We start from the raw sequence: 21170 nt of genomic DNA, 5'->3' as shown, positions 1-21170 counted from the left end.
ATATTAGAGTGTGGGAACTATAATATAGTGCGCCCTTTGCTGAATGCGCTGTATTTTTATTATTTTACTGTATTATTAACATCTCGAAATAAGTTTGAACAACTTCATAATTTTATTTCTAAATCTGCGCTAACAATTTTGTTAAACCATATTGATAAACATAAATGTTATGCAAAATAAGCAAAAAGAGAATCCGCATATAGATACTGAGCAGAAGATTATTCTGGCAGCCAAACAGGAGTTTATAGCTAAAGGGTTTGCCGGGGCTCGAACGACATCAATAGCAGAGGCGGCAGGTGTAACACACGCCATGCTGCATTATTATTTCCGCACAAAAGAGAAGCTTTTTGACAGGATTCTTCAGGATGTTATCGCTACACTACGACAGGCTCTCTTTACACCATTGGAGGATATGTCTCTACCATTTGATGTGATGATACAAAACATAATAGAGAGACATTTCGATTTTCTTGCCGATAATCCTGATTTACCTCGCTTCATAATTTCAGAAGTCTATAGTAATCAGAATAAGGCCACTCAATTTACCGAGAAGTTGAGAGAATATGCTCCTATGTTCATATCTGCCATGCAGAGTAAAATCGACTATGCTGCTGAAAAAGGCATCTGCCGTAAAGTGGATGCCGGGATGTTGCTTATTGACATTGCGTCTCTTAATCTGTTCACTTTTAGGGCTTCTCCTATAATAAAGACTGCATTTGCCGGCTACTATGAAAGTTTTGAACAGTTACTTGCTTGTCGCAAGGTGGAGAATTACGACACAATAATGAGAAAACTCAAGCCATGATTTATGAAAACGAAATTGCTCAGTCTTTTACTCGCAATGTCGAGTTGCTGCGGAGTCCACGCTGCGGTGACAATTGAAGAATGTGTCAGCAAAGCAATGGAAAACTATCCGCTTATACGCAAGTATGGCCTGCTTGAAACGACCACGGATATTGAACTGTCGGATATAAACAAGGGATGGTTGCCGCGAATCGGTTTGTATGGCCAGGCATCCGGACAGAATATTGTCCCATCTTTCCCTGACGCTCTGTCCGGTGTATTGCAACAGATGGGGCAGGAGGTTAAAGGAATAGACCGATTTCAATATAAAGCCGGGATTGATTTTTTACAGACTATCTGGGATGGTGGCGCATCGAGAGCCGGACGGGAACATGTCCGAGCACAGGAAGCGGTGAAACAAGTGTCACTTGATGTGGAGATGTATGCAGTGCGTCAGCGAGTGGAAAATGTATATTTCGCTATATTGCTCACAGAGGAACAGATCGCACAAAACCACATTACCTATGACCTTCTTACGGCAAATCTTGAGAAAATGCGTGCAATGCTGAAAAACGGGACCGCAATGCAAAGCGATGTGGATATGGTTGAAGCGCAGGCCCTTGATCTCAAGCAGGTCATACGGCAGGCTCAATTTACTGCCGAAGGTTACCGTCGGGTGTTGGGCATATTTATGGGGGAAGATGTGATTTCAGAAGTATTAATTATGCCTGACTCAACTATGCCGTTGTCAGATAATTCAAAGCGTCCGGAGCTAAAACTATTCGATAAACAGGTGGCTGCCAACAATGCCGCCGACAAAATGGCGAATGTGTCACTTATGCCACGCATCGGATTGTTTGCACAGGCATATTACGGTTATCCAGGATTAGATTATTTCAAGAGTATGATGGAGCGTAATCTCTCATTCAACATATTGGCGGGAGTGAAAGTGTCATGGAACATCGACTCATTCTATACACGTAAGAACACTCGGCGGCGTACATCGGTGAACAATGCCGGGATTGCTACCGACAGAGACCTGTTTTTATTCAACAACCGACTTCAGGCTATATCTCAGATGGTTAGCATAAACGGTATGCAAAGTATAATCATGGATGACGCAAGGATTGTGGAATTAAGGAAGAATGTCAGGAAAGCAGCAGAGTCACAACTTGACAATGGTGTGATTGACGCTACCGCACTTCTTACCAAAATAACTGATGAGAATGTTGCCAGATTGACATCAAGATACCATGATATACAGCTACGTCAAGAAATATATAAACTGAAATACATTCTCAACCAATGAAAAAGATATTATTCCCGACCGTGCTCGCCACGCTGATGACGGCCTGTAATTCAGCCCCCGATTATGATGCAACCGGAATTTTTGAGGCTACAACAGTTACAGTTTCAGCCGAAACATCCGGTAAAATTCTCTCTTTCCCCATCAGTGAGGGTGATAGCGTTATTGCCGGACAGAGACTGGCGGTAATCGACACTGCCATGCTTGTACTCCAGCAAAGGCAGTTGAATAGCCTGAGACAGTCCACTGAAAGCGCGTCACCCGATATTGCGGCACAGGCTGCCGCACTGCGTTCGCAAATCTCCCACCAACAACAGGAATGTAACCGTTTCGACCGACTGTTGTCTGACGGAGCTACGACTCAGAAGCAATATGACGACGCTCAGGCTCAGTTGAGAGTTATGCAGGCTCAGCTCACGGCATTACTATCCACTCTTGACAATAATCGCAACTCGATAAGTGACAATGCCGTCGCCATACAGTATCAGACGGAACAGATAGAGGAACAGATTGCAAAGAGCAGTGTCAAATCTCCTATCAGTGGTACTGTACTTGTCAAATATGCCGAGCCGGGTGAATTTGCCACACCGGGCCGACCACTATGCAAGCTTGCTGACCTTGACAGGATTTATCTTCGCGCCTATTTCACTACATCTCAACTTGCCGAGCTTAAACTGGGCCAGATCGTAACTGTAATTGCTGATTTTGGCTGTGACAAGCAGTATGAATATCCGGGTACAATCTCATGGATAGCCCAGGAAAGTGAATTTACGCCGAAATCCATTCAGACCAGCGACAGCCGCGCCAATCTGGTCTATGCGGTGAAAATATTGGTGAAGAATGACGGTCGGTTGAAACTCGGCCAATATGGAGAGGTTAGGCTATGACATATCCTATTGACATATCAGGTGTGACCAAGCGATATGGAGATATCGTTGCTCTCGACAATGTGGATATCAGGGTGGAGAAAGGTGAATTGTTCGGTCTGATCGGTCCGGATGGAGCCGGTAAAAGCAGCCTTTACATGATTCTTGCCACCTTGCTTGCGCCGGACTCCGGGACGACCACTGTGTGTGGACTTGATACGGTGAAAGATTTCCGACAGCTACGTACACGAATCGGATATATGCCTGAGAAATTCTCTCTTTATCAGGATCTCACTGTGGCGGAGAATCTTAAGTTTTTTGCTAATATTTTCGGCGTTTCGGTCAAAGATAACTATGATTTCATTGCCCCTATATTCGGGCAGCTTGAGAAGTTTCCTACCCGTTTGGCCGGAGCTCTTTCGGGAGGCATGAAGCAGAAATTGGCTCTTGGTTGCGCTCTGATTCACAAGCCAGACGTCCTTCTCCTCGATGAACCGACCACAGGTGTCGATGCCGTGTCGCGCAGTGAACTCTGGGATATGCTGACAGTTCTTAAGAAGAAAGGAATCACAATAATGGTATCAACATCATATATGGATGAGGCTTCACGCTGTGATCGTATAGCCATGATGAACCAAGGAAAGATTCTTGCGACCGACACGACTGCAAATCTTTTAAAGCAAGTCGGCGGAAATCTGTATGCCGCCGTGGCATCCGACATGTTCCGACTTCTGAAATTGCTGAGACTGCTTCCACAAGTAATCGATTGCTACACATTTGGTGCGACACTTCATGTGGTCGGCAGCCATGATTTCAATACGAGGTCTATTATGACCATACTTGAGAAAGAAGGCGTAGCGGATGCAAAAATCTATCCAATCAAAGGAGATATCGAGGATTTATTCATAAAACTGACATCCAATGGAGGATAATAGAGATAGAGTAATATCAGTAAGGAATCTGACAAAATGTTTCGGCTCGTTTACTGCTGTTGATCATATTTCATTTGAAGTCTGCCGAGGTGAGATTTTCGGTTTCCTTGGAGCCAACGGTGCAGGCAAGACAACAGCCATGCGTATGCTGTGCGGACTGAGCTATCCGTCATCAGGGACAGGAGAAGTGGCCGGTTGTGATATAAATGGTCAGGCAGAATATATAAAAAGAAAAATCGGATACATGAGTCAGAAATTCTCACTATATGGCAATCTTACGGTAGACGAAAATTTACGGTTGTTTTCGACCATATACGGTATGGACAAACAAAGTTTTCGCGAGGCGTCAGAGCGCATATACAAACAACTTGAAATGACGGATATGCGCAAATCGATGGTCAAAAGTCTTCCCATAGGCTGGAAACAGAAACTCGCGTTTGCCGCTGCCACCATTCATCATCCGGAGATTGTGTTTCTTGACGAGCCTACCGGTGGAGTCGACCCTGTGAATCGTCGCAGATTTTGGGAACTGATATATAGAGCTGCCTCAGAGGGGATGACTGTGTTTGTCACTACACATTATCTCGATGAAGCAGAATACTGTAACCGTGTGTCAATAATGGTTGACGGTCGCATAAGTGCGTTGGATACACCTGCGGGGCTTAAAAAGGAATACAATGTCACGACTATGGATGAAGTGTTCTGTATAGTCGCAAAGGATGCAATCAGAGGAGAGTAAAGCCATGAGTATATTCCGGTCACTTGTAAAAAAGGAAGCCATACAGATTGTGCGAGACAGACGCACTATGGTCATAACAGTAATCATGCCGGTTGTGCTTCTGCTCCTTTTCGGATTTGCAATATCCACAGAGGTCAACAATGTAAGATTAGCCACCGTTGTCGATCGACATAATGATATGACGCGTGATATTATTGAGCGGTTCAGCGTAAACGAATATTTCTCATTTCAGGGTCTTGTTTCTGCCGGAGATGCTGACCGACTCCTGCGCAAAGGAGAGTCGGATGCAGTCATGTTTTTAAGAACTGTCGACGGTCAAGTCAAAGCGCAGATTGTGGTCGATGCCTCCAATCCTATCATCGCGCAGGCCGTTACCGGCTATGTGCAAGGGGTGTTGGGGTCAGCCAATCCGGCTATAAGTCCGATATTGACATACACTCTTTATAATCCGCAGATGAAGAGCGCGTATAACTTTGTACCCGGAATACTCGGGATGATTTTCATACTTATATGCGCTATAATGACATCCGTGTCTATAGTTCGCGAGAAAGAGACAGGCACAATGAATCTTCTTCTTGTCTCACCTGCAAAGCCCTACACTATTATTCTCGGCAAGTTGATACCTTATTTTATATTGTCGTGCATTATCTTGTTGATGATGCTGCTGATTTCATATACAGTACTCGGGTTGCCTGTATCAGCGAGCATATTTAATGTTGTGTCAGTCTCGCTCCTGTATATTGTGCTTTCGCTGTCAATAGGACTACTGGTGTCTACACTTGTAAGCAGCCAGCTTACAGCTCTGATTGTATCGGCTGTAGGATTCATGCTTCCTGTCATAATGCTGTCGGGTATGATATTCCCGATTGATAATATGCCACAGCCTCTCCGGTGGCTGTCTTGTGTAATACCTGCAAGATGGTATGTTGATGCTATGCGGAAGTTGATGATTCAGCAACTCGACCTTAGTCTCGTCTTGACAAACGTATGTGTCTTGGCTGTAATGACAATAATATTATTGGCACTTTCAATAAAGAAATTCAATTCGTCGAAGTGATATGAATCCGCAGATACTGAAGGCTCTGCTTCGCAAGGAAATCACTCTGATGCGTCGCAATCCTATAATACCGAAAATAATTCTTGTAATGCCGCTGATGGTGATGCTTTTCATTCCGTTGGTGGCAAATCTTGATGTGAAGAATGTGAATGTCGCTGTCATCGACAACGACCATAGCCTGTTGTCACGACGCATCATCGCAGATGCCGACGCTGCGGATGCAATAACTGTTGCAGCGATATGTAACTCACATTCTGAGGCAATGGATGCTATTGAAAACGGTTATGCCGACGTATTGCTCACAATTCCATATGATTATTCCAAAAAATTTCAGGAGAATGGCACTGTGGTAGATATAGAGTCCAATGGAGTAAATGCCTCCAAAGGTATGCTCGGAGCACGATATGTAGCACAGTCGGTGATTGAGACGTTAAGGCAATGGCAAACTGAAAATGGTTTGTCAGCAACCTCTTCTGAACCAAGTGTGATAAACCGATACAATCCGACTCTCGACTTCCGTAATTATATGATACCGGCCCTTATGGTAGTACTTCTCATTATCATCTGCGGATTTTTGCCGGCATTAAATCTTGTCAGCGAAAAGGAAGAAGGTACCTTAGATGCGATGAACGTGACTCCGGTGAGTCGTCTCACATTCGTTTTATCGAAGCTTATACCATTCTGGATTATCGGACTGATAGTCGTAACTGTCGGAATGCTTGTCGGCTGGCTTGTATATGGACTCATACCGGAGGGCAACATTGGAGCTATTTACCTCGCTGCCATATTGTTTAGTCTCGTCATGTCAGGGTTGGGAGTATCTATCGCAAATCAGTCGGCCACAATGCTGCAAAGTATATTTGTAATGTTTGCCTTCATCATGATTTTTCAGTTGATGAGCGGGCTATTCACTCCCATAGGATCAATGCCTCCATGGGCGCAGGCTATAACATATGCCATCCCTCCACGCTATTTTATAGAGATAATGAGAGCGGTATATCTTAAAGGTGCAACAGTTATTGAACTTCGCACCCAATACCTGATTCTGGCAGCCTTCTCTATCATATTATTGCTAATAGCATCAGCTACTTATAAAAAGAGGGCGTAGCCGGTTCAACACTGTTACATTAAACATGGGGCCGAAGATTTGTTTATTGCTCAACGTCCTAACTGATACGTAATCCGTTAGGACGTGAATTTGCTCAGGTAATCAAATTTTAGTAATTTTGTGGCGCGTAAAACGATATTGCCAGCATTATGAATAGACTCTATATGTTTGTGATGGCCGTGAGTGTCATGGCCGTGACCTGTGTGGCTGCTCCCCGCATGGTGAAGTATACTTCGACCACTGATCCTGTGATGGCTGTGGTGGTCGACAGTGTGGACTATCGCTCCGATCTGACACGTGTGTACGGAAAGTTTGTCGGGCGGCCGCACACCTCGGGACGTGTGGATGCCGCCTCTCTCTTGTCGGGCAAACGTTCGCTCTCGGCCACTGACATCGACGGAGTTGACTTCAAACGTTACTTCCAGTGGGAGGATGATGGCGAGATTCCTGTCGAGATAGACTTCCCGGCCGTCAAGCCTCTTAAAGCCGCGCAGCTTATCCTCACTACTACCCGCGGCGAGTCGGTCACAACGATAAAACGAAAGTAGCTCAACAATAAACCAGTCTGTTAATCACGAAAAATTGAAGCTCTGCATTACCGAGAAACCGAGTGTGGCCAAGGATATAGCCAAAATTCTTGGAGCCGATGCGCCCCGCGGGGGCTATTTTGAGGGGTCGGGTTACTGTGTGACCTGGACTTTCGGTCACCTGTGTCAGCTTAAGGAACCGCACGACTACACCGAGGGATGGAAGCGGTGGTCGCTCGGCGTGTTGCCGATGATTCCCGCCAAATTCGGCATAAAATTGATACCCGAAGAATCGTATGAAAAACAGTTTCATGTCATAGAGACACTTGCCGCCCAGGCTGAGGAGATCATCAACTGTGGTGATGCCGGCCAGGAGGGTGAACTTATACAGCGGTGGGTGATGCAGAAGGCAGGCGTGAAATGTCCGGTCAAGCGGCTGTGGATTTCATCGCTTACAGATGAGTCGATTCGTGAAGGATTTGCCAAACTGGAGCCGGAGGAGAAGTTCAACAATCTCTATCATGCGGGACTCTCTCGTGCCATAGGCGATTGGATACTCGGCATGAACGGGACGCGCCTCTTCTCGCTAAAATATTCGTCGCCCGGCAATGTGCTTTCCATTGGTCGTGTGCAGACTCCGACACTCGCACTCATAGTGCAGCGTCATTTCGAGATAGAGCGTTTCAAGCCCGAGGATTTCTGGGAATTGAAATCTACCTATCGCGACGTGACATTCAATGCCACTTCCGGTCGCTTCACCTCACTCGAGGAGGCCGAGGCTGTGCTTGAGACTCTACGTGACAAGCCCATGACCATCAAGGATGTCCAGCAGAAGCAGGGGCGCGAGTCTGCCCCGAGGCTCTTTGATCTCACATCGCTCCAGGTGGAGACCAACAAGAAGTGGGGATGGACGGCCGAGCAGACACTGAGGCTTATACAGACTCTCTATGAAAAGAAGGTCACGACCTATCCCCGCGTCGACACGACCTATCTCAGCGATGACTTGTATCCCAAAATTCCCGACATACTCGGTAGCATGACGCCTTACTCGACCCTCACCGCCACATTGCTTGGCGGCAAGATCGAGAAGAGCAAAAAGGTGTTTGACAACTCCAAGGTGACCGACCACCATGCCATCATACCTACCGGCCAGTCGCCCACGGTGCTGGTGGGTGACGAGCGCAAGCTCTATCATCTCATCGCCCTGCGTTTTATCGCTGTGTTTTACCCCGATTGCCGCTTCATGACCACTACGGTGCTCGGTGAGGTGGAGGAGCGTCAGTTTAAGGCAACCGGCAAAGTAATCACTTCGCCGGGATGGCGCGAGGTCTATGCCGGAACCAACGAGCCAAAAGACAAGGAGGAGACCACTCCTGACAGTGACGACAAGATATTGCCCGAGTTTGCAGTGGGCGAGTCGGGCCCACAGGAGCCATCTCTGCTCAAAAAGACCACACAGCCACCTAAATACTATACTGAGGGAACACTGCTGCGGGCGATGGAGAGTGCCGGCAAGACTGTCGACGACGAGAGTTTGCGTGAAGCCATGAAGGAGAACGGTATCGGACGTCCTTCGACTCGTGCTTCAATTATAGAAACGTTGTTCAAGCGTCGTTACATAACCCGTGTGCGTAAAAACATTATGGCCACTCAGGCCGGCATCGACCTGATAGGCACCATCAAGGAGGAATTGCTCAAAAGTGCGAAACTCACCGGCCTGTGGGAAAACAAACTGCGACGCATAGAGCGAGGTGACTATTCGGCAGCGCAGTTTATCGACGAGCTAAAGACGCTGATGAACGAGATAGTCATCAATGTGCTAAGCGATAATAGTTTCAGCAAAATCAACACCGGTGTCACAGAGGCCAAGAGTTCGGGCAAGGGTGGGGCGTCGGACGGACAGGCATCTGCCGGAGGAGACAAGCCCAAGCCGACCAAACCGCGTGCGCCACGCACGACCAAATTTGAGCAGGTGACATGTCCGCAATGCGGTCAGGGGCATATTCTCAAAGGTCGCACGGCTTTCGGTTGTAGCCGTTACAAGGAGGGATGTACCCTGCGCCTCAATTTTACCGACTATCCCGAGACTCTTACCCCGGCCAAACTCGCCAAAAAGCTTAAAAAGTCGTAGAAGGATATTGAGAGTTTAAAACTTAAAGTTTAGAGGGGTCGCGCCATTGTAGAATAATTATACCTTAAGATATATGCCCACGGTCAGAGTAAACGCAATAACTCTGACCGTGGGTCTGTATTGTATCTAAAAGTCGCATTGATCGTTTTTTTCTTGCCGAATATCATTGAGTTACAAAAAATGTTGTAACTTTGCGTATGGCGACTCTCTCTAAAATAATGATTATGTGTGTTGGCCTTGCTCTCTTTGGTAACTTGTGGGTGCAAAGTTGCTTCTTTGCCTTATGCCCACTTTTATGGGGCTGTGTAAATAATTTTGAGCGGAAAGGAGGCAAGCAATGAATAAAGGTTTTAAAATATCGTTTTGGATATTGTGCGGATTGGCTTGCGTCTTAATTGCATCTATGTGCCTCATTGGGTTATTCTCATATTTCACTCATAATTTCAAAAAAACACAAGATGGCTACTTTGCAAAAGTAGAATATTCTATCGAAGGGCATATAACAGACAAACAAATCATTGGTGGCCCTTACTGCCTCATAGAGTTGGAGCCAACAAAATTTGAAATAATGAAAAACGAAATCCATTCATCAGATGATTATGTAGGAGTCTTTGCCTCAGACACATCCAAAGTGTTTATAATAGCCCCATTGCCTGAGAATTTTTCATCATCATTAGATAGAATCGAGATAAATACTCATAACAGAAAATTCGTATTTAATGACACGTCTGTGTCTACATTAAGAACTGCATCACTTTATAAGCATAAATTGCCCAATGGTAACAGCTATATTCCCTTCTAAATATGGAAGATGTTTTGAGATACATATTCATTGTCGTTATCGTCTATGCTGTTGGTATGAATATATATAAGGCAATTCGTACTCGGACGGTTGACTATTCCCTATGGGCGATCATCGCGCTCATGGGTGCAGTGTTATGGATTTCAAGAGGATTTCTTATCTCCAGTCGGATATATGATTTCCTGATGATTGCCGTATGGCTTGTAGCAATCGGTTGTTTTGTTTTCTCGCGGAAAGCTCAATATGGCAAGTATTTGAAATCTGCTGCTATAGGTGGACTTTCAGTTTTCCTTGCTGTCTTTAGCTATTGGAATATAAAGGCGCAGTCCATCGTTCCAACAACCTTAGTAACTTCTCTAAATGGATATTCAACAAATCGAACAGCAGAGGTATGTTTCCGTTATAATGGAACTCCATTTTGGAGAAGTTGCAATCTCAACAACTACCCAAATGTAAAGCTACTTTCTGAACAGTACGATGTAAGGCTTACAATCAAGCCGATTTCAACCAATGTTGCCAAACTTGAATCAATCACATTAATTCCAAAAGCCAAGATATGAAAACCTCTCTCCGATATAAGATTGTGCTTGTGCTGGTGTGGGAGCAACTTGCGTTGCTCCCTCTCGCCAGTTATATGAAAAGTTTGGGAGGGTATCCTGATTTATGGCGTTGGAATCTTCTAAATTGGATAATTATAACAGGATATGCAATCGGGTTGGTTGCATGGCCCATAAGCCGGAAACTTGAAAAGCCGAAAGTCCTAAGGTTATGGCTGCGCGTTGATTTTATCGTATCATTGTTATTTCTGTTGCCTTTTGCGTCAATCATGTATAATGAGGACTGGATTACTGTGCGTGCAACTTCAGGAAAATTTGTCTTATATCAACATCATGGTTTTCTGCTTCATTCGGAGGTGCTTCGTTTGGGAGAAAAACACGGCATCTTCATTCGGGCGTTGTCTAAAAACGCTATATATAGCCACTATAAACAAAATATTGATGAGTTTGGAGTTGATACAGTGGCAGGATGTTTCTATGGATACGGACATGGGGAAATATCAGTAGCATGGGTCTTGCCTCTTGATTGCACAGTGTATCACCCCGACACGGTAAGGTATCAGGATCATGCTCATATCATTGATAGATTAATTGAATCCGTTTATGCGGCTCAGCCTATGGGTGATTACAGCTATTGCAGCTCATTTGTATTCCCTGATAATTTTGCTGGAATCAGATATGAGGACAAAGAAATCTTTTACAAAGATTCGGTAATGTATCATATCGACTATGAGCCGGAAGATTCGGTCATCGTATCAAAATGGCAGACAAATTCCGATAGCATCCCAATGATATCATTCCCTAAGCATTCCATGTCGTATATGTCGCCCGACGAAGTGCGTGAGTTTATCACCAACCTGGAAAGGAGGGTCGCACGATGAAGCCGATATGGTATAAAATAGGCGTGGCGTGTGTGCTGATTTCCGCTATTGGCAGAATGGCGGACAGACCATTGGCTGTGTTAATCGTCATTGGGGTTCTTGCTGTGACCTTCCTTATTGTCAAGCTATATGACAATGGTAAAATCAGGATTCCTGAACGGGCTAAAACCATTCTGAAGAAAATCGGTGTCGGCATAGTCTATGCAGTCGGTATCATATACCTTGGGGGTATGGCAGTTTTTGTTACATACAAAGTGGCGACGGAAGGCGATATGCAGGGAATAATGCTACTGTGTATCGTATCCGTGGCATTCGGCATTTCGTGGTATATCAGCCGTTGGCGCAGACGGTGGGTGAAATTCCTGAAAACATTTATGCCCAAAGACAAGATACGTCATGGCGACTGGAAGATGCGCGAAAAGTATTTCCAGACATTTGACTATTCCACCAACGCCCTGTATGGACTGCGAACCGCTGACGGCATTTTTGACGGACAGGCAAGAGTGTGGCTCGACCCCTCGGATGTCGATAAGGATGCTTCCGCACGATTGGATGCGTTTGAGGCAATGTTGGCGAGGCGTGGCATTAAAGCCAACTGCGCGATGGCCCACATCCCCGGATGTATCTATGCCGATATAGTCGCTGAAACCAATTACAAGTCAATGAAAAGTTGCAGTATGACTGCGTTTCGTGACGCGTTCCACGAACTTGACGGCATGAACTATCAAGGTGACTATTATGCCGAGTATCATGGAGAGTTAGGTACAATCTTTTTTGAAAGCAACGCCGGAAATGTCATAAGCCGTGCGATAAGGACAGAGCCGAGAGAAGAATATTATATTGACAACGATTGCGGATTTCAATCTGAAGAAGCCCATTATTTCATTGAGCGCGGTGTCGATTGGACCGAGGGTACATACTCGTTGATTTCAGCCAAGGAGTTTTTCGCGCTTTGGCGTGAACGGCTTGATTATAACGACAAAGACGACGCGTATTCTTTCTTTGAGCAAGCATCGCTGATGTATTTCGCTGCGGTAGCCAACAGCGACAAGAAAGAACAGGCCAATAGCCGATGGGACATTGAAAACGCCGCCAAATATCTCATAGCCCATGACGCGATAGACGAAATGATTGAACTTATGGCAATTTATGAGCAGTCGATGTATTGGGCTTCACGACTGTTTGTAGATGTCATTCCGGAATACGCCCATGATACAGCCAATTGGTTGGTTGAATACAGCGACAATCCTGTGATTGTCTCACGCACCAAAAGACTAATTGCCCAATGGAAGAAAGGAGGCAGCCAATGAAACTGATATTATCTGATTATCTTGCAATTAGCAGCAGTTTTCGAGAAGATGGATTAAGCAAGTCGGAAAGGAAACAGCGACATACAATGCTCTCTGAATGGGAGAAAAAAGAGTATGACAATGAACATATTACCATCGGAGAAATTCAGAATTTTTGGACTAAGCATAGTAAAATTTGTTGCAACAATCAGTTTATCAACAAGGTTATATGTCCTCAAATTGCCATAGATTTGGAGAATGGCGGTTTTGAGGGGCTAAAATTCTTGTTCCATTGTTTTTGCGGTCATGAGGATTCTTATCTGAACACCAATAGTCCGCTTGAACTATTCTGTAAGTTTTGTAAATATAAATACGAGCCGTTTCAACTTGCAGATATGCTGCTTGAACATGATGAGGATAATGTTGATGCGCTCAGATACAAATATCATGCATTCAAGTATTTTCTTGAGTTTTCCATCCATGAAATGCCGACGGGCATATTAAATGGCATGAATGGCGCAAGTATAACGGATATTCCGGCAATGCTGAAAGATATAGATGAATTTGAGTATCTATCAAAAAAATTAGACACGCCACTTTGTGAAACTCTGATCAACGATTGCCGCAGATATTATCCGGCATACAAAGATTATCTCCAAAGTTTCCGTCGTTATAAAAACTTTGAGGAATATCTGAAAATGAACAACATCCAATACCAATCATACACTTCACGTTATGACTATGAATAGGTGGCAGAAGATATTTGTGTGTTATTACCGTTTTCAGGAGCGTATCGGAAATGGTGATATGCCCGTATTCATTTCTATGGGCATGATGTTATTCGCATTGTATCTTTACTTATTCAGTATTACAACAGTTGTTTTATTCTCATTTGGTAATATTATAGGCTCATCTGTATTGTTCGGGCTAAAAAGCCTGACACTATTCAATATCATGTTATGTTGCTTGACGGGAACTATATTTTATCTAAAATATCTTCGAGGCGACAGATTAAACGATACGCTGTCTATTGAAATTTCAAGAACTGACAAGTTTTATGCGGCTGTATTCCTCATTGGCGGCATTTTCAGCATCTGTTGCGTTTTTATTTTCATGTGGGCAGTTAATAACGGATTCATATTGGAAGGAGGCAAGCGATGAAATCACAAGATTGCTATACGGCAAAAGAGGCTTTTACGTTTCCTCTTTTCTGCCTTGTCTGTTTGGCTTTCAACATCTATTGGGGTTGCTCAGACGTTTGGCCTGTCGGAGCAATCGTTGGTACATCGTTTTTCGGAATATTCACATTGGTGTATGTCTTCAAATATTCCCGATTCGGTCGTGACTACCTTAGAATTGATGCCAATGGGATTACATCTAAAGAATGGAGCAAAACCGCGACGCTGAAATGGTCTGAAATAGCGAAATGCACAGTATGCTATATACAGTCCTATGGGAGTGGAAGCCTCTTTTATAGAGTGCTGGACATAATATTATTATCCGAAGCTAAACGTCCAAAGAGTTTTTCGGTAAGACTATCCGGGAAATATTGCCGCAACAAAAGTGTTATCACTGCCATTGAGCAGTTTGGCGGCTCAGAAGTCTATGACAGCCAATCATCACATGCACAAAACATGTATCTCGGCAGGATAATCCTGTTCGCTATTGGTTTGTTTGTACTATTCGCACTATTGTCCTGCAACAATCGTCATGACCTGACTGAGAATTACTCTGTATTCACTTATGGTGAGGGATTATATGGAGAAAGTGAGGAAGATTACCCTGTATTCGTTTCAAAACTCGGTTATAAAGATGCACCGCCATTCATTGCAAATATCCGACAAGTATGGTGGAATGATTCTACAATAATCATTGAGCAAAACAATGATTATTGGTGGATAGTCACAGCAGTTGATAGTCGGTTGAGTTATGGAGATAAATATGTAGGCCCGCTTTCAGCCCGGGAAAAAGACAGCATTATGGTTGTCGAGAAAATCCGTATTAAACAGATGAAACATTGGAGTTATGAATAGGTGGCAGAAAATAGCAGGAGTTATCATTGGAGCTATAGTTATATTGTTCCTTACTGTTCTTACAAAGATGGGGTTTAGTGTCAAACGATATAGAGAGGCTGAACAATCCGAGATTGTTGCAAGAGTAGACAGTTACATCAATAAAAATGGACGTTTGCCTGCATCTTTGTCGGAATTAGGGTTTGAGCAGACACCAGGATTATACTGTTATAAAGGAAATAGTTTAAATCTCATAAGAACAGATTATTCTAACAATGAATATATATTGGAGTGGTGGGATCAGACTCACAAAATATGGCAATATTCATCGGAAGATAAGAAGTGGTACGACTACGAGCTTTGGGAATTTGAGCCACCTATTAATGTTGATACTATTAGAGGAATTTACAACGTCTTTTACAGCCCACGAGCAAATATGCAAATAAAAATAGATAATCTACGAAAGAATGATAATGTTATATTACTCTTGGACAATGATATTGAAGTTAAAGGAGATTCCATAGCCTATTTGAAATTCTTATCAGGCGATACATTGAGGATGGAAGGATGGGTAGCCGTTAGGTCTCATCAGCTCCCTGCATATTTGAAAGAATTTGGCACTTGGAAATACTACGATCAGGTAGGCAACTGCTACCGAAAATTCTGGAACTACAAACAAAATGACAAACTTATATATGAAGCTGACAGATAAACGATTTTGGAACTCGCATACTTATATGGTGCTGTTTATTGTCGCGATGTTGATTGCGATTGTTATTTCATGCAAAAGAACTATGGTTGTCAAAACCGCTGAAATAGAACGAGTCGGCAATGAAATCATTGTAAAAATTGAAGATTTCCAAAATAAATATGGGAAACTCCCTGTGAACCTCCATGAGTTGGGAGCTCCATTTGAAGACAATAAAGAAACATACGATTATCAAGGCTATATTTTATATTATGAGCCGACTAAAGACGGGAAATATTGGCTTACTGTTACTTTCGGACCTGATGAGGATTATATCTATTATTCACAACGAAAATACTGGCGGTGGAATTATGACACAGAACTGTCATCGGAAAAACGTGAAGCACTATTCAAAGAAGTGTTCCAGTCATATAGACCGGTATGGAAGTATGATAGTCTTTGTGCAAATTCCGACAGTGTCAACACGATCTACCCATCGGCTCCGGATTCGCTAATCTATTGTCGTCAATACTATGAGGATGGCAAACTTGCAGCCGAAGGGTGGATGCTCCATGATTGGGATAGAGAAGGAGATTACACCGACAATATCGGAACGTGGAAGTATTACACACGCGATGGCATAATGATAGAAAAGCGATGGCCGTAAACGGAATAAAGATATGAAACTGACCGATAAACAATATAGCAATCAGATTTTTAAGCGCGCCTCATTTTGTAATGGAGGTGTTGCCGTGTGGTGGACTAAAAAGAGATTTGAGCGATGTCAATTTCTTGGATGTGATTTTTCCGATGTCCTTGCAAGAGGGTGTCGATTTATAGAATGTGTTTTCAATGGCGGTAAGTTACAACATTTCTCTATGGGTGGACGGACTTCTGTCTTGTTGCGGAAAACTGTCTATATGGGTTGCACTTTTGAAAATGTCAAATTAAGAAGTCTCGGAATTGCTGATTTCATAGGTTGTACGTTTATTAACTGCGACTTCAATACCACATTCATTGCCGCTTCATTTTCAAAGTGCAAATTTGTCGGAAAGATTTATGGATGCGTGTTTTGCGGGCCGAAGTTCGACAGCTATTATTATGGAAATAAATTATCATTTTTAGTGTCTAATAAAGGACGATTGGAGGATGTTGACTTTTCCGAAGCAAGTTTTACTGATGTAGATTTTCGTGGAGGTATTGATTTATCAAAGGTTCTAATGCCTTACACTATCATAAACAGGATGTGATTATGAAGATACAGGACGTTAAAAAGCATATTTTCTCCACCTTGGAGCCATTCGCCGCTGCTAACGGTTTCAAGATTCTCAGAGGTCGATTTGCGTTGAGTCGAAAAGTCGGCAGTCGTACTGATGAAATATTCTTCACTTATTGTTCATGGGGTTTTGAGGTAAACATATTTCCGTATGTCAGTGTGGACTATGGAGAGATAACCACAATATGCAATGAATGTGGCTTCACTCTGAACCTTTCTGCATTTATAAATCTTTTATTGCTTCAAAGAATAAAACTGCAAGGATTTAATCCGGATTTAAGATGGAAAATGCAGGTTGCCAAAACAGACCGCTTTATTCTTACAGACAATGAGTATGACGACTACAATCGGCTTGATATGGGGCTGTCTCCATTACTTCCTATTGCATTGGATTTTCTCTCTCAATATGACTGTATCGATTCAATAGACCGGCTATTCAATACTATGCCAATAGAACAATATAGTCCATATTGTTCCGGTCTTGATACTCATTGTATGGTTGGTCTAATTTCTGCCAAACTCTCCAATAACGCTGATTACGAAAACGTTAAACGAATGTACCAACGAATCGTGAAAAAAGAAGATTTCACAAACGAGATGAAGTCCTCTTTTTCACGAATTGTTGCTTATCTTGAACAAATATGAAGCTGACCGATAAACGATTTTGGATATTTGAGGCATTTGCCATACTGTCAACGGCTTTGACAGTCGGACAGATGGAATTATTTTACAAACTCAGGTTAGATTCTGATGTCTTACCCATTTGTATCATAATTCTTATCACATACCTAATCGGGCACGCTGTGGCTTGGAAGAGCAATAGGTCTTGCGCTTGGTTAAAACTTGGACTCACTACTTATTTGTTCTCCGCTGTCGCCTTAGCGGTCATTTTTGCAATCATATTTGTTATAGATTGGCTTGCACCAACTGAAGTATCTGACGATGTATCTGCTGACGAGTATGTAGGTTTTTCAGCTTTAGATTTAACATTGGTAATAATATTGATATGGAGTATTGTTTCATTTCTTCCGACTATGGTTACCGCTTTTGTAGCCTCACTTTGTTTTAGAGCAAAGACAACGGTGGCAACAGGTATGAAGTTAAGGAGTATTTCACTTGAATCAATTGGTGTGGATGGAATTGCCTATACCAAGAGTGAAGCTCTGAGAATAGCGGAGGTGTATTACAATTCAAATATACCTATTCTTGGTGGAGACGTGTATCTCTTTAATAATGGTAACATTAAACCAATATTCGACAATTGGTATTGTAATCGGAATAACTCTGAAACTTCGTATGAGTATGTTGCCCGAAGTTGTCAAGTTACCTGCGACTATATCAAAAAATATCCGGACAATGCTAATATATTTTTCAGTATCGTTAAAGGACATATAGACGAATGAAATCTGACAGCAAAATATATCGGTTTTTCTTTGGACGGCGGGGTGAGAGGCACTTGCCATTTGGTGCTATGTTGCTGATTCTCGTGCCATTTCTTATCGGAGGTTTGTATTTCCAAAACCACAAATACAATGCTTTGTCGGCAAATCCGAAACATACATCGACTGTAATTTCAGATATTGGCTACATAGGCACAAGTGGTCCTATAATATATTACAACTTTACAGTGAATGGTGTAACATATAAAGGTGGTATGCATGCTAATGGTTTTGCCGTTGGCGACAGCATAGGTGTGGTGTATCAGAAAGATAACCCGGAGAATAATATGACGGTGTTTAAATATTATGAAGGCCCGTCGTATGGTTCGGTCGCAATATTCGTCATCGCCGCGATTATTCTGGCCCTATACCGGTGGCGAAAAATCAATCGAAAATACAACGACAGTTGCCCGGAGTTGGATGGCACTGGAAGGTGTCGTATTTACCGCACCGACAAGGAATATATATTTGTTACGGTATATAATGTCACTGCGAGTCTCCCGATTAAATTCCTCCCCATAGGCTGTAGTAACGGAGAATTTGAGAATACTCTCATGGAAATATTCCATACAAGTCTGCATGGCAAATATGTGGAGCTGAAAAACGCGGAACTGATCAAAGCCATGAAGCAACGCTCATGGCGACAGCTTTACCAACACTCCACAGGAGTGCTTCTGAAACACGACAGCCGCACTCTGGAGATTTTGCCCACCCGGAAAGCCACCGATGGCAAAGGTCTTGACTGGGATTATTCCCGCGCCCTGTCTTTTGAGCTTGGCGGCGCGTCATGGAAAGACATCATAAACTCAACCCGAAAACTCCTTGAATACCATGAAACTGACCGATAAACGATTTTGGAACAGATGTGGAAACGCGGTCAATGAGCTATTCTTTTGGCTCTTTATTGCGTTTGCCGTGTTGCTCGCCATTGATTTATGGTGTATGTTGGCGACTGCCATAGTATGCCTGTTCGGGGAAATGGGTAAATCGTTGACATTGTTGAAAATATTTGGAGCGTTTGGGATAATTCTCATGCTTTTCTCCAATTTTACATTATGGCTGACAATGTATTCGCCAATGATATATAAACGGCTTGTGTCAGTAGTCCGTAGTAAACGACTTAGACTATTGTATTTCCTGACATTAGGCTATGTGAACGTATATCTGCTGAACCTCTATTACATCAGATTCAAATATAACCAGTATGAACTGACTCAGTATCGTGTAAATGTGTCATATTCGGTTTTGGTCATGTTCCCAATCATAAATATCCCGGTCTATGTAGCGGCCATTCGTTGCAGCGAGCAACAAGTGCCCTTGGGCTATGCGGCTAAATTATACATGCAGGGAAGATTAGCGACATATCTGATACAAAAGGATTATTTATCATTAACAGGGAATATATCATGAAACGATATTATCTGTTTGATTACATCTGGTATATTGGCGAGGCTTTGAGGGAAAAAGGTGGCAGCCCATCAAGCGGAAGTCTGACGCTGAGCTTTGTTTGGTCGTTTGGACTCCTTGTTCCGTTACTGCTGCCGGTGATGTACCGACTCTTTGGAAATCCGGCAGCGATAATATGCGGGCTCGCTCTATTATTTTTGCCCGAAATCTTTTGCAGACTGCGCTATACCGAGCAACGCCGCAAGGAGATAATGGAGCATTATTCCAGTATGAAGAGGCTGTACCAGCGGTTGTTTGTCATCTATGGCTCAACAATTCTGTTTGCGGCTACAGTTTTAATCATTATGTTTAGTCTTGGATTCATTACAAAGAAGCTATGAAGCTGAAAAATAAACAATTTTGGGTTTATATCGGCATAATAGTCCTAATGCCGATTATGATAAGCGTCTTTACAGGGCTTGTACTTATGAAAGATAATTTCGTGGAATTGTTCCATAGTATTAATGCAGAGCTTTTCTTAATTTGGGAGTTTGCATATATCATTGGCGGACTAATTGCATATCGTAAAATTGGAAATTTGAATTGGATTCAATATTCATTTCTTTGTTGGATAGTTGTATGTCCTTTTATAAATGTCTTATCCTTTATATGGGCAGGGCTAAGAATCCAAGACGGTTTTACAGGATTGGCATACTTCATGATTTCCCTGATTTCATGGGGATTCACTATTATACCGCTATCAGCAGGAATGTGGCTGTATGTAAAACGTTATAACATTAAAGCACAGTAAGATATGAAACTCAGAACTATTGTAGTCTTAACAATATGTGTCATGATAACCTGCACATATGCCCTCTATAATATTATCGCTGTCCCTATCCTGTTTTATGTATGGATGACGATTGCATTCCTTGTCACATCAAAGAAAAAACAAATAAAACTTAACTGCATAGATTTTCTGAATAAATACAGTTGGTCTTATTTGGGTGTATCTGTATTACTTGTTTTATTAGCCACGGTTAACTCTATCGGGTATCAAAATAGAACAAAAGAATATCAGAAATGCTTTGATGCAGAAATCAACGATACGGTTGTAAGTTTAGAACGTTGGGGTAAGATGGGGAAGAAGGTGCGACTAACCAATGGAGAGTCATTTGGGATATTTATCGACCCATTAACTCAAGTTATTGAATTAGAAAATGTAATACAGAAAAAGAAGAATATAGTAATTCTGCATAAGAAAGCCCAAAACGATACTATAGTTTTCGTGGACTCATACGACTACGAATGGACTTTTGAAATTGCTGATCCATCATTAAAAACTATTTTTGAAGATTAAGGTGCTTTGTCATAACTATTTCATTAATACA

23 protein-coding genes and 1 pseudogene are annotated in these 21170 nt (G+C 42.8%); all 24 read left to right on the top strand.

Annotation, left to right across the window (positions count from 1 at the left end):
• Nucleotides 1–169: 169 nt before the first annotated feature.
• Nucleotides 170–805 (top strand): TetR/AcrR family transcriptional regulator, encoded by a 636-nt coding sequence (locus QGT73_RS02640; RefSeq protein ID WP_280121303.1) that lies wholly within the window; start codon nucleotides 170–172, stop codon nucleotides 803–805.
• A gap of 3 nt (nucleotides 806–808) precedes the next feature.
• Nucleotides 809–2092, top strand: coding sequence for a TolC family protein (locus tag QGT73_RS02635; RefSeq protein ID WP_280121302.1), 1284 nt, complete (start codon nucleotides 809–811; stop codon nucleotides 2090–2092).
• Nucleotides 2089–2976 carry an HlyD family secretion protein gene (locus tag QGT73_RS02630; protein ID WP_280121301.1) on the top strand — a complete coding sequence of 296 codons (888 nt, stop codon included), beginning with the start codon at nucleotides 2089–2091 and terminating at the stop codon, nucleotides 2974–2976. Before QGT73_RS02635 ends, QGT73_RS02630 begins: the two co-directional genes overlap by 4 nt.
• Nucleotides 2973–4626 (top strand): annotated as a pseudogene (locus tag QGT73_RS17470) (ATP-binding cassette domain-containing protein). Before QGT73_RS02630 ends, QGT73_RS17470 begins: the two are co-directional and overlap by 4 nt.
• A gap of 4 nt (nucleotides 4627–4630) precedes the next feature.
• A complete protein-coding gene (locus QGT73_RS02615) occupies nucleotides 4631–5683 on the top strand; it encodes an ABC transporter permease (RefSeq protein WP_280121299.1) in 1053 nt (350 codons plus the stop codon).
• 1 nt (nucleotide 5684) lies between these two features.
• A complete protein-coding gene (locus tag QGT73_RS02610) occupies nucleotides 5685–6791 on the top strand; it encodes an ABC transporter permease (RefSeq protein ID WP_280121298.1) in 1107 nt (368 codons plus the stop codon).
• A gap of 149 nt (nucleotides 6792–6940) precedes the next feature.
• Complete coding sequence (locus tag QGT73_RS02605; protein WP_123616830.1) at nucleotides 6941–7339, top strand: hypothetical protein; 399 nt, start codon at nucleotides 6941–6943, stop codon at nucleotides 7337–7339.
• A gap of 34 nt (nucleotides 7340–7373) precedes the next feature.
• A complete protein-coding gene (locus QGT73_RS02600) occupies nucleotides 7374–9449 on the top strand; it encodes a DNA topoisomerase 3 (protein ID WP_280121297.1) in 2076 nt (691 codons plus the stop codon).
• A gap of 337 nt (nucleotides 9450–9786) precedes the next feature.
• On the top strand, nucleotides 9787–10251 hold the full coding sequence (locus QGT73_RS02595; protein ID WP_280121296.1) for a hypothetical protein: 465 nt from the start codon (nucleotides 9787–9789) through the stop codon (nucleotides 10249–10251).
• Between the two features lie 2 nt (nucleotides 10252–10253).
• A complete protein-coding gene (locus QGT73_RS02590; protein WP_280121295.1) occupies nucleotides 10254–10811 on the top strand; it encodes a hypothetical protein in 558 nt (185 codons plus the stop codon).
• Entirely contained in the window at nucleotides 10808–11689 is an 882-nt protein-coding gene (locus QGT73_RS02585) for a hypothetical protein (protein WP_280121294.1), read from the top strand. Before QGT73_RS02590 ends, QGT73_RS02585 begins: the two co-directional genes overlap by 4 nt.
• On the top strand, nucleotides 11686–12999 hold the full coding sequence (locus QGT73_RS02580; protein WP_280121293.1) for a hypothetical protein: 1314 nt from the start codon (nucleotides 11686–11688) through the stop codon (nucleotides 12997–12999). The genes QGT73_RS02585 and QGT73_RS02580 overlap by 4 nt, the downstream gene beginning before the upstream one ends.
• Nucleotides 12996–13727 carry a hypothetical protein gene (locus QGT73_RS02575; protein WP_280121292.1) on the top strand — a complete coding sequence of 244 codons (732 nt, stop codon included), beginning with the start codon at nucleotides 12996–12998 and terminating at the stop codon, nucleotides 13725–13727. The genes QGT73_RS02580 and QGT73_RS02575 overlap by 4 nt, the downstream gene beginning before the upstream one ends.
• Nucleotides 13728–14135: 408 nt before the next feature.
• Nucleotides 14136–15011: a hypothetical protein gene (locus tag QGT73_RS02570; RefSeq protein ID WP_280121291.1), complete on the top strand. Its 876-nt coding sequence runs from the start codon at nucleotides 14136–14138 to the stop codon at nucleotides 15009–15011.
• Nucleotides 15004–15702, top strand: coding sequence for a hypothetical protein (locus QGT73_RS02565; protein WP_280121290.1), 699 nt, complete (start codon nucleotides 15004–15006; stop codon nucleotides 15700–15702). Before QGT73_RS02570 ends, QGT73_RS02565 begins: the two co-directional genes overlap by 8 nt.
• Entirely contained in the window at nucleotides 15686–16345 is a 660-nt protein-coding gene (locus QGT73_RS02560; RefSeq protein WP_280121289.1) for a hypothetical protein, read from the top strand. The genes QGT73_RS02565 and QGT73_RS02560 overlap by 17 nt, the downstream gene beginning before the upstream one ends.
• 13 nt (nucleotides 16346–16358) lie before the next feature.
• Nucleotides 16359–16928, top strand: coding sequence for a pentapeptide repeat-containing protein (locus QGT73_RS02555; protein ID WP_280121288.1), 570 nt, complete (start codon nucleotides 16359–16361; stop codon nucleotides 16926–16928).
• Nucleotides 16929–16930: 2 nt separating this feature from the next.
• Nucleotides 16931–17599 carry a hypothetical protein gene (locus QGT73_RS02550; protein WP_280121287.1) on the top strand — a complete coding sequence of 223 codons (669 nt, stop codon included), beginning with the start codon at nucleotides 16931–16933 and terminating at the stop codon, nucleotides 17597–17599.
• Entirely contained in the window at nucleotides 17596–18357 is a 762-nt protein-coding gene (gene imm40, locus QGT73_RS02545; RefSeq protein ID WP_280121286.1) for an Imm40 family immunity protein, read from the top strand. The genes QGT73_RS02550 and imm40 overlap by 4 nt, the downstream gene beginning before the upstream one ends.
• Before the next feature lie 251 nt (nucleotides 18358–18608).
• Nucleotides 18609–19241: a hypothetical protein gene (locus QGT73_RS02540; RefSeq protein ID WP_280121285.1), complete on the top strand. Its 633-nt coding sequence runs from the start codon at nucleotides 18609–18611 to the stop codon at nucleotides 19239–19241.
• Entirely contained in the window at nucleotides 19225–19803 is a 579-nt protein-coding gene (locus QGT73_RS02535) for a hypothetical protein (protein WP_280121284.1), read from the top strand. The genes QGT73_RS02540 and QGT73_RS02535 overlap by 17 nt, the downstream gene beginning before the upstream one ends.
• Nucleotides 19800–20180, top strand: coding sequence for a hypothetical protein (locus QGT73_RS02530; protein WP_280121283.1), 381 nt, complete (start codon nucleotides 19800–19802; stop codon nucleotides 20178–20180). The genes QGT73_RS02535 and QGT73_RS02530 overlap by 4 nt, the downstream gene beginning before the upstream one ends.
• Complete coding sequence (locus QGT73_RS02525) at nucleotides 20177–20590, top strand: hypothetical protein (protein ID WP_280121282.1); 414 nt, start codon at nucleotides 20177–20179, stop codon at nucleotides 20588–20590. The genes QGT73_RS02530 and QGT73_RS02525 overlap by 4 nt, the downstream gene beginning before the upstream one ends.
• Nucleotides 20591–20593: 3 nt before the next feature.
• Complete coding sequence (locus QGT73_RS02520; RefSeq protein WP_280121281.1) at nucleotides 20594–21139, top strand: hypothetical protein; 546 nt, start codon at nucleotides 20594–20596, stop codon at nucleotides 21137–21139.
• The last annotated feature ends 31 nt before the right edge of the window (nucleotides 21140–21170 follow it).

The sequence above is a fragment of the Duncaniella muricolitica genome (assembly GCF_910574735.1).
Taxonomy (GTDB): Bacteria; Bacteroidota; Bacteroidia; order Bacteroidales; family Muribaculaceae; genus Duncaniella; species Duncaniella muricolitica.
Note: the sequence above shows the minus strand (reverse complement) of the source record. Positions and strands in the feature narration are given on the sequence as shown.

Bases quoted from the DNA above. Each gene is read 5' to 3' on its own strand.
- QGT73_RS02640 (WP_280121303.1), top strand. From the start codon at position 170: ATGCAAAATAAGCAAAAAGAGAATCCGCATATAGATACTGAGCAGAAG.
- QGT73_RS02635 (WP_280121302.1), top strand. From the start codon at position 809: ATGAAAACGAAATTGCTCAGTCTTTTACTCGCAATGTCGAGTTGCTGC.
- QGT73_RS02630 (WP_280121301.1), top strand. From the start codon at position 2,089: ATGAAAAAGATATTATTCCCGACCGTGCTCGCCACGCTGATGACGGCC.
- QGT73_RS02615 (WP_280121299.1), top strand. From the start codon at position 4,631: ATGAGTATATTCCGGTCACTTGTAAAAAAGGAAGCCATACAGATTGTG.
- QGT73_RS02610 (WP_280121298.1), top strand. From the start codon at position 5,685: ATGAATCCGCAGATACTGAAGGCTCTGCTTCGCAAGGAAATCACTCTG.
- QGT73_RS02605 (WP_123616830.1), top strand. From the start codon at position 6,941: ATGAATAGACTCTATATGTTTGTGATGGCCGTGAGTGTCATGGCCGTG.
- QGT73_RS02595 (WP_280121296.1), top strand. From the start codon at position 9,787: ATGAATAAAGGTTTTAAAATATCGTTTTGGATATTGTGCGGATTGGCT.
- QGT73_RS02590 (WP_280121295.1), top strand. From the start codon at position 10,254: ATGGAAGATGTTTTGAGATACATATTCATTGTCGTTATCGTCTATGCT.
- QGT73_RS02585 (WP_280121294.1), top strand. From the start codon at position 10,808: ATGAAAACCTCTCTCCGATATAAGATTGTGCTTGTGCTGGTGTGGGAG.
- QGT73_RS02580 (WP_280121293.1), top strand. From the start codon at position 11,686: ATGAAGCCGATATGGTATAAAATAGGCGTGGCGTGTGTGCTGATTTCC.
- QGT73_RS02575 (WP_280121292.1), top strand. From the start codon at position 12,996: ATGAAACTGATATTATCTGATTATCTTGCAATTAGCAGCAGTTTTCGA.
- QGT73_RS02570 (WP_280121291.1), top strand. From the start codon at position 14,136: ATGAAATCACAAGATTGCTATACGGCAAAAGAGGCTTTTACGTTTCCT.
- QGT73_RS02565 (WP_280121290.1), top strand. From the start codon at position 15,004: ATGAATAGGTGGCAGAAAATAGCAGGAGTTATCATTGGAGCTATAGTT.
- QGT73_RS02560 (WP_280121289.1), top strand. From the start codon at position 15,686: ATGAAGCTGACAGATAAACGATTTTGGAACTCGCATACTTATATGGTG.
- QGT73_RS02555 (WP_280121288.1), top strand. From the start codon at position 16,359: ATGAAACTGACCGATAAACAATATAGCAATCAGATTTTTAAGCGCGCC.
- QGT73_RS02550 (WP_280121287.1), top strand. From the start codon at position 16,931: ATGAAGATACAGGACGTTAAAAAGCATATTTTCTCCACCTTGGAGCCA.
- imm40 (WP_280121286.1), top strand. From the start codon at position 17,596: ATGAAGCTGACCGATAAACGATTTTGGATATTTGAGGCATTTGCCATA.
- QGT73_RS02540 (WP_280121285.1), top strand. From the start codon at position 18,609: ATGCATGCTAATGGTTTTGCCGTTGGCGACAGCATAGGTGTGGTGTAT.
- QGT73_RS02535 (WP_280121284.1), top strand. From the start codon at position 19,225: ATGAAACTGACCGATAAACGATTTTGGAACAGATGTGGAAACGCGGTC.
- QGT73_RS02530 (WP_280121283.1), top strand. From the start codon at position 19,800: ATGAAACGATATTATCTGTTTGATTACATCTGGTATATTGGCGAGGCT.
- QGT73_RS02525 (WP_280121282.1), top strand. From the start codon at position 20,177: ATGAAGCTGAAAAATAAACAATTTTGGGTTTATATCGGCATAATAGTC.
- QGT73_RS02520 (WP_280121281.1), top strand. From the start codon at position 20,594: ATGAAACTCAGAACTATTGTAGTCTTAACAATATGTGTCATGATAACC.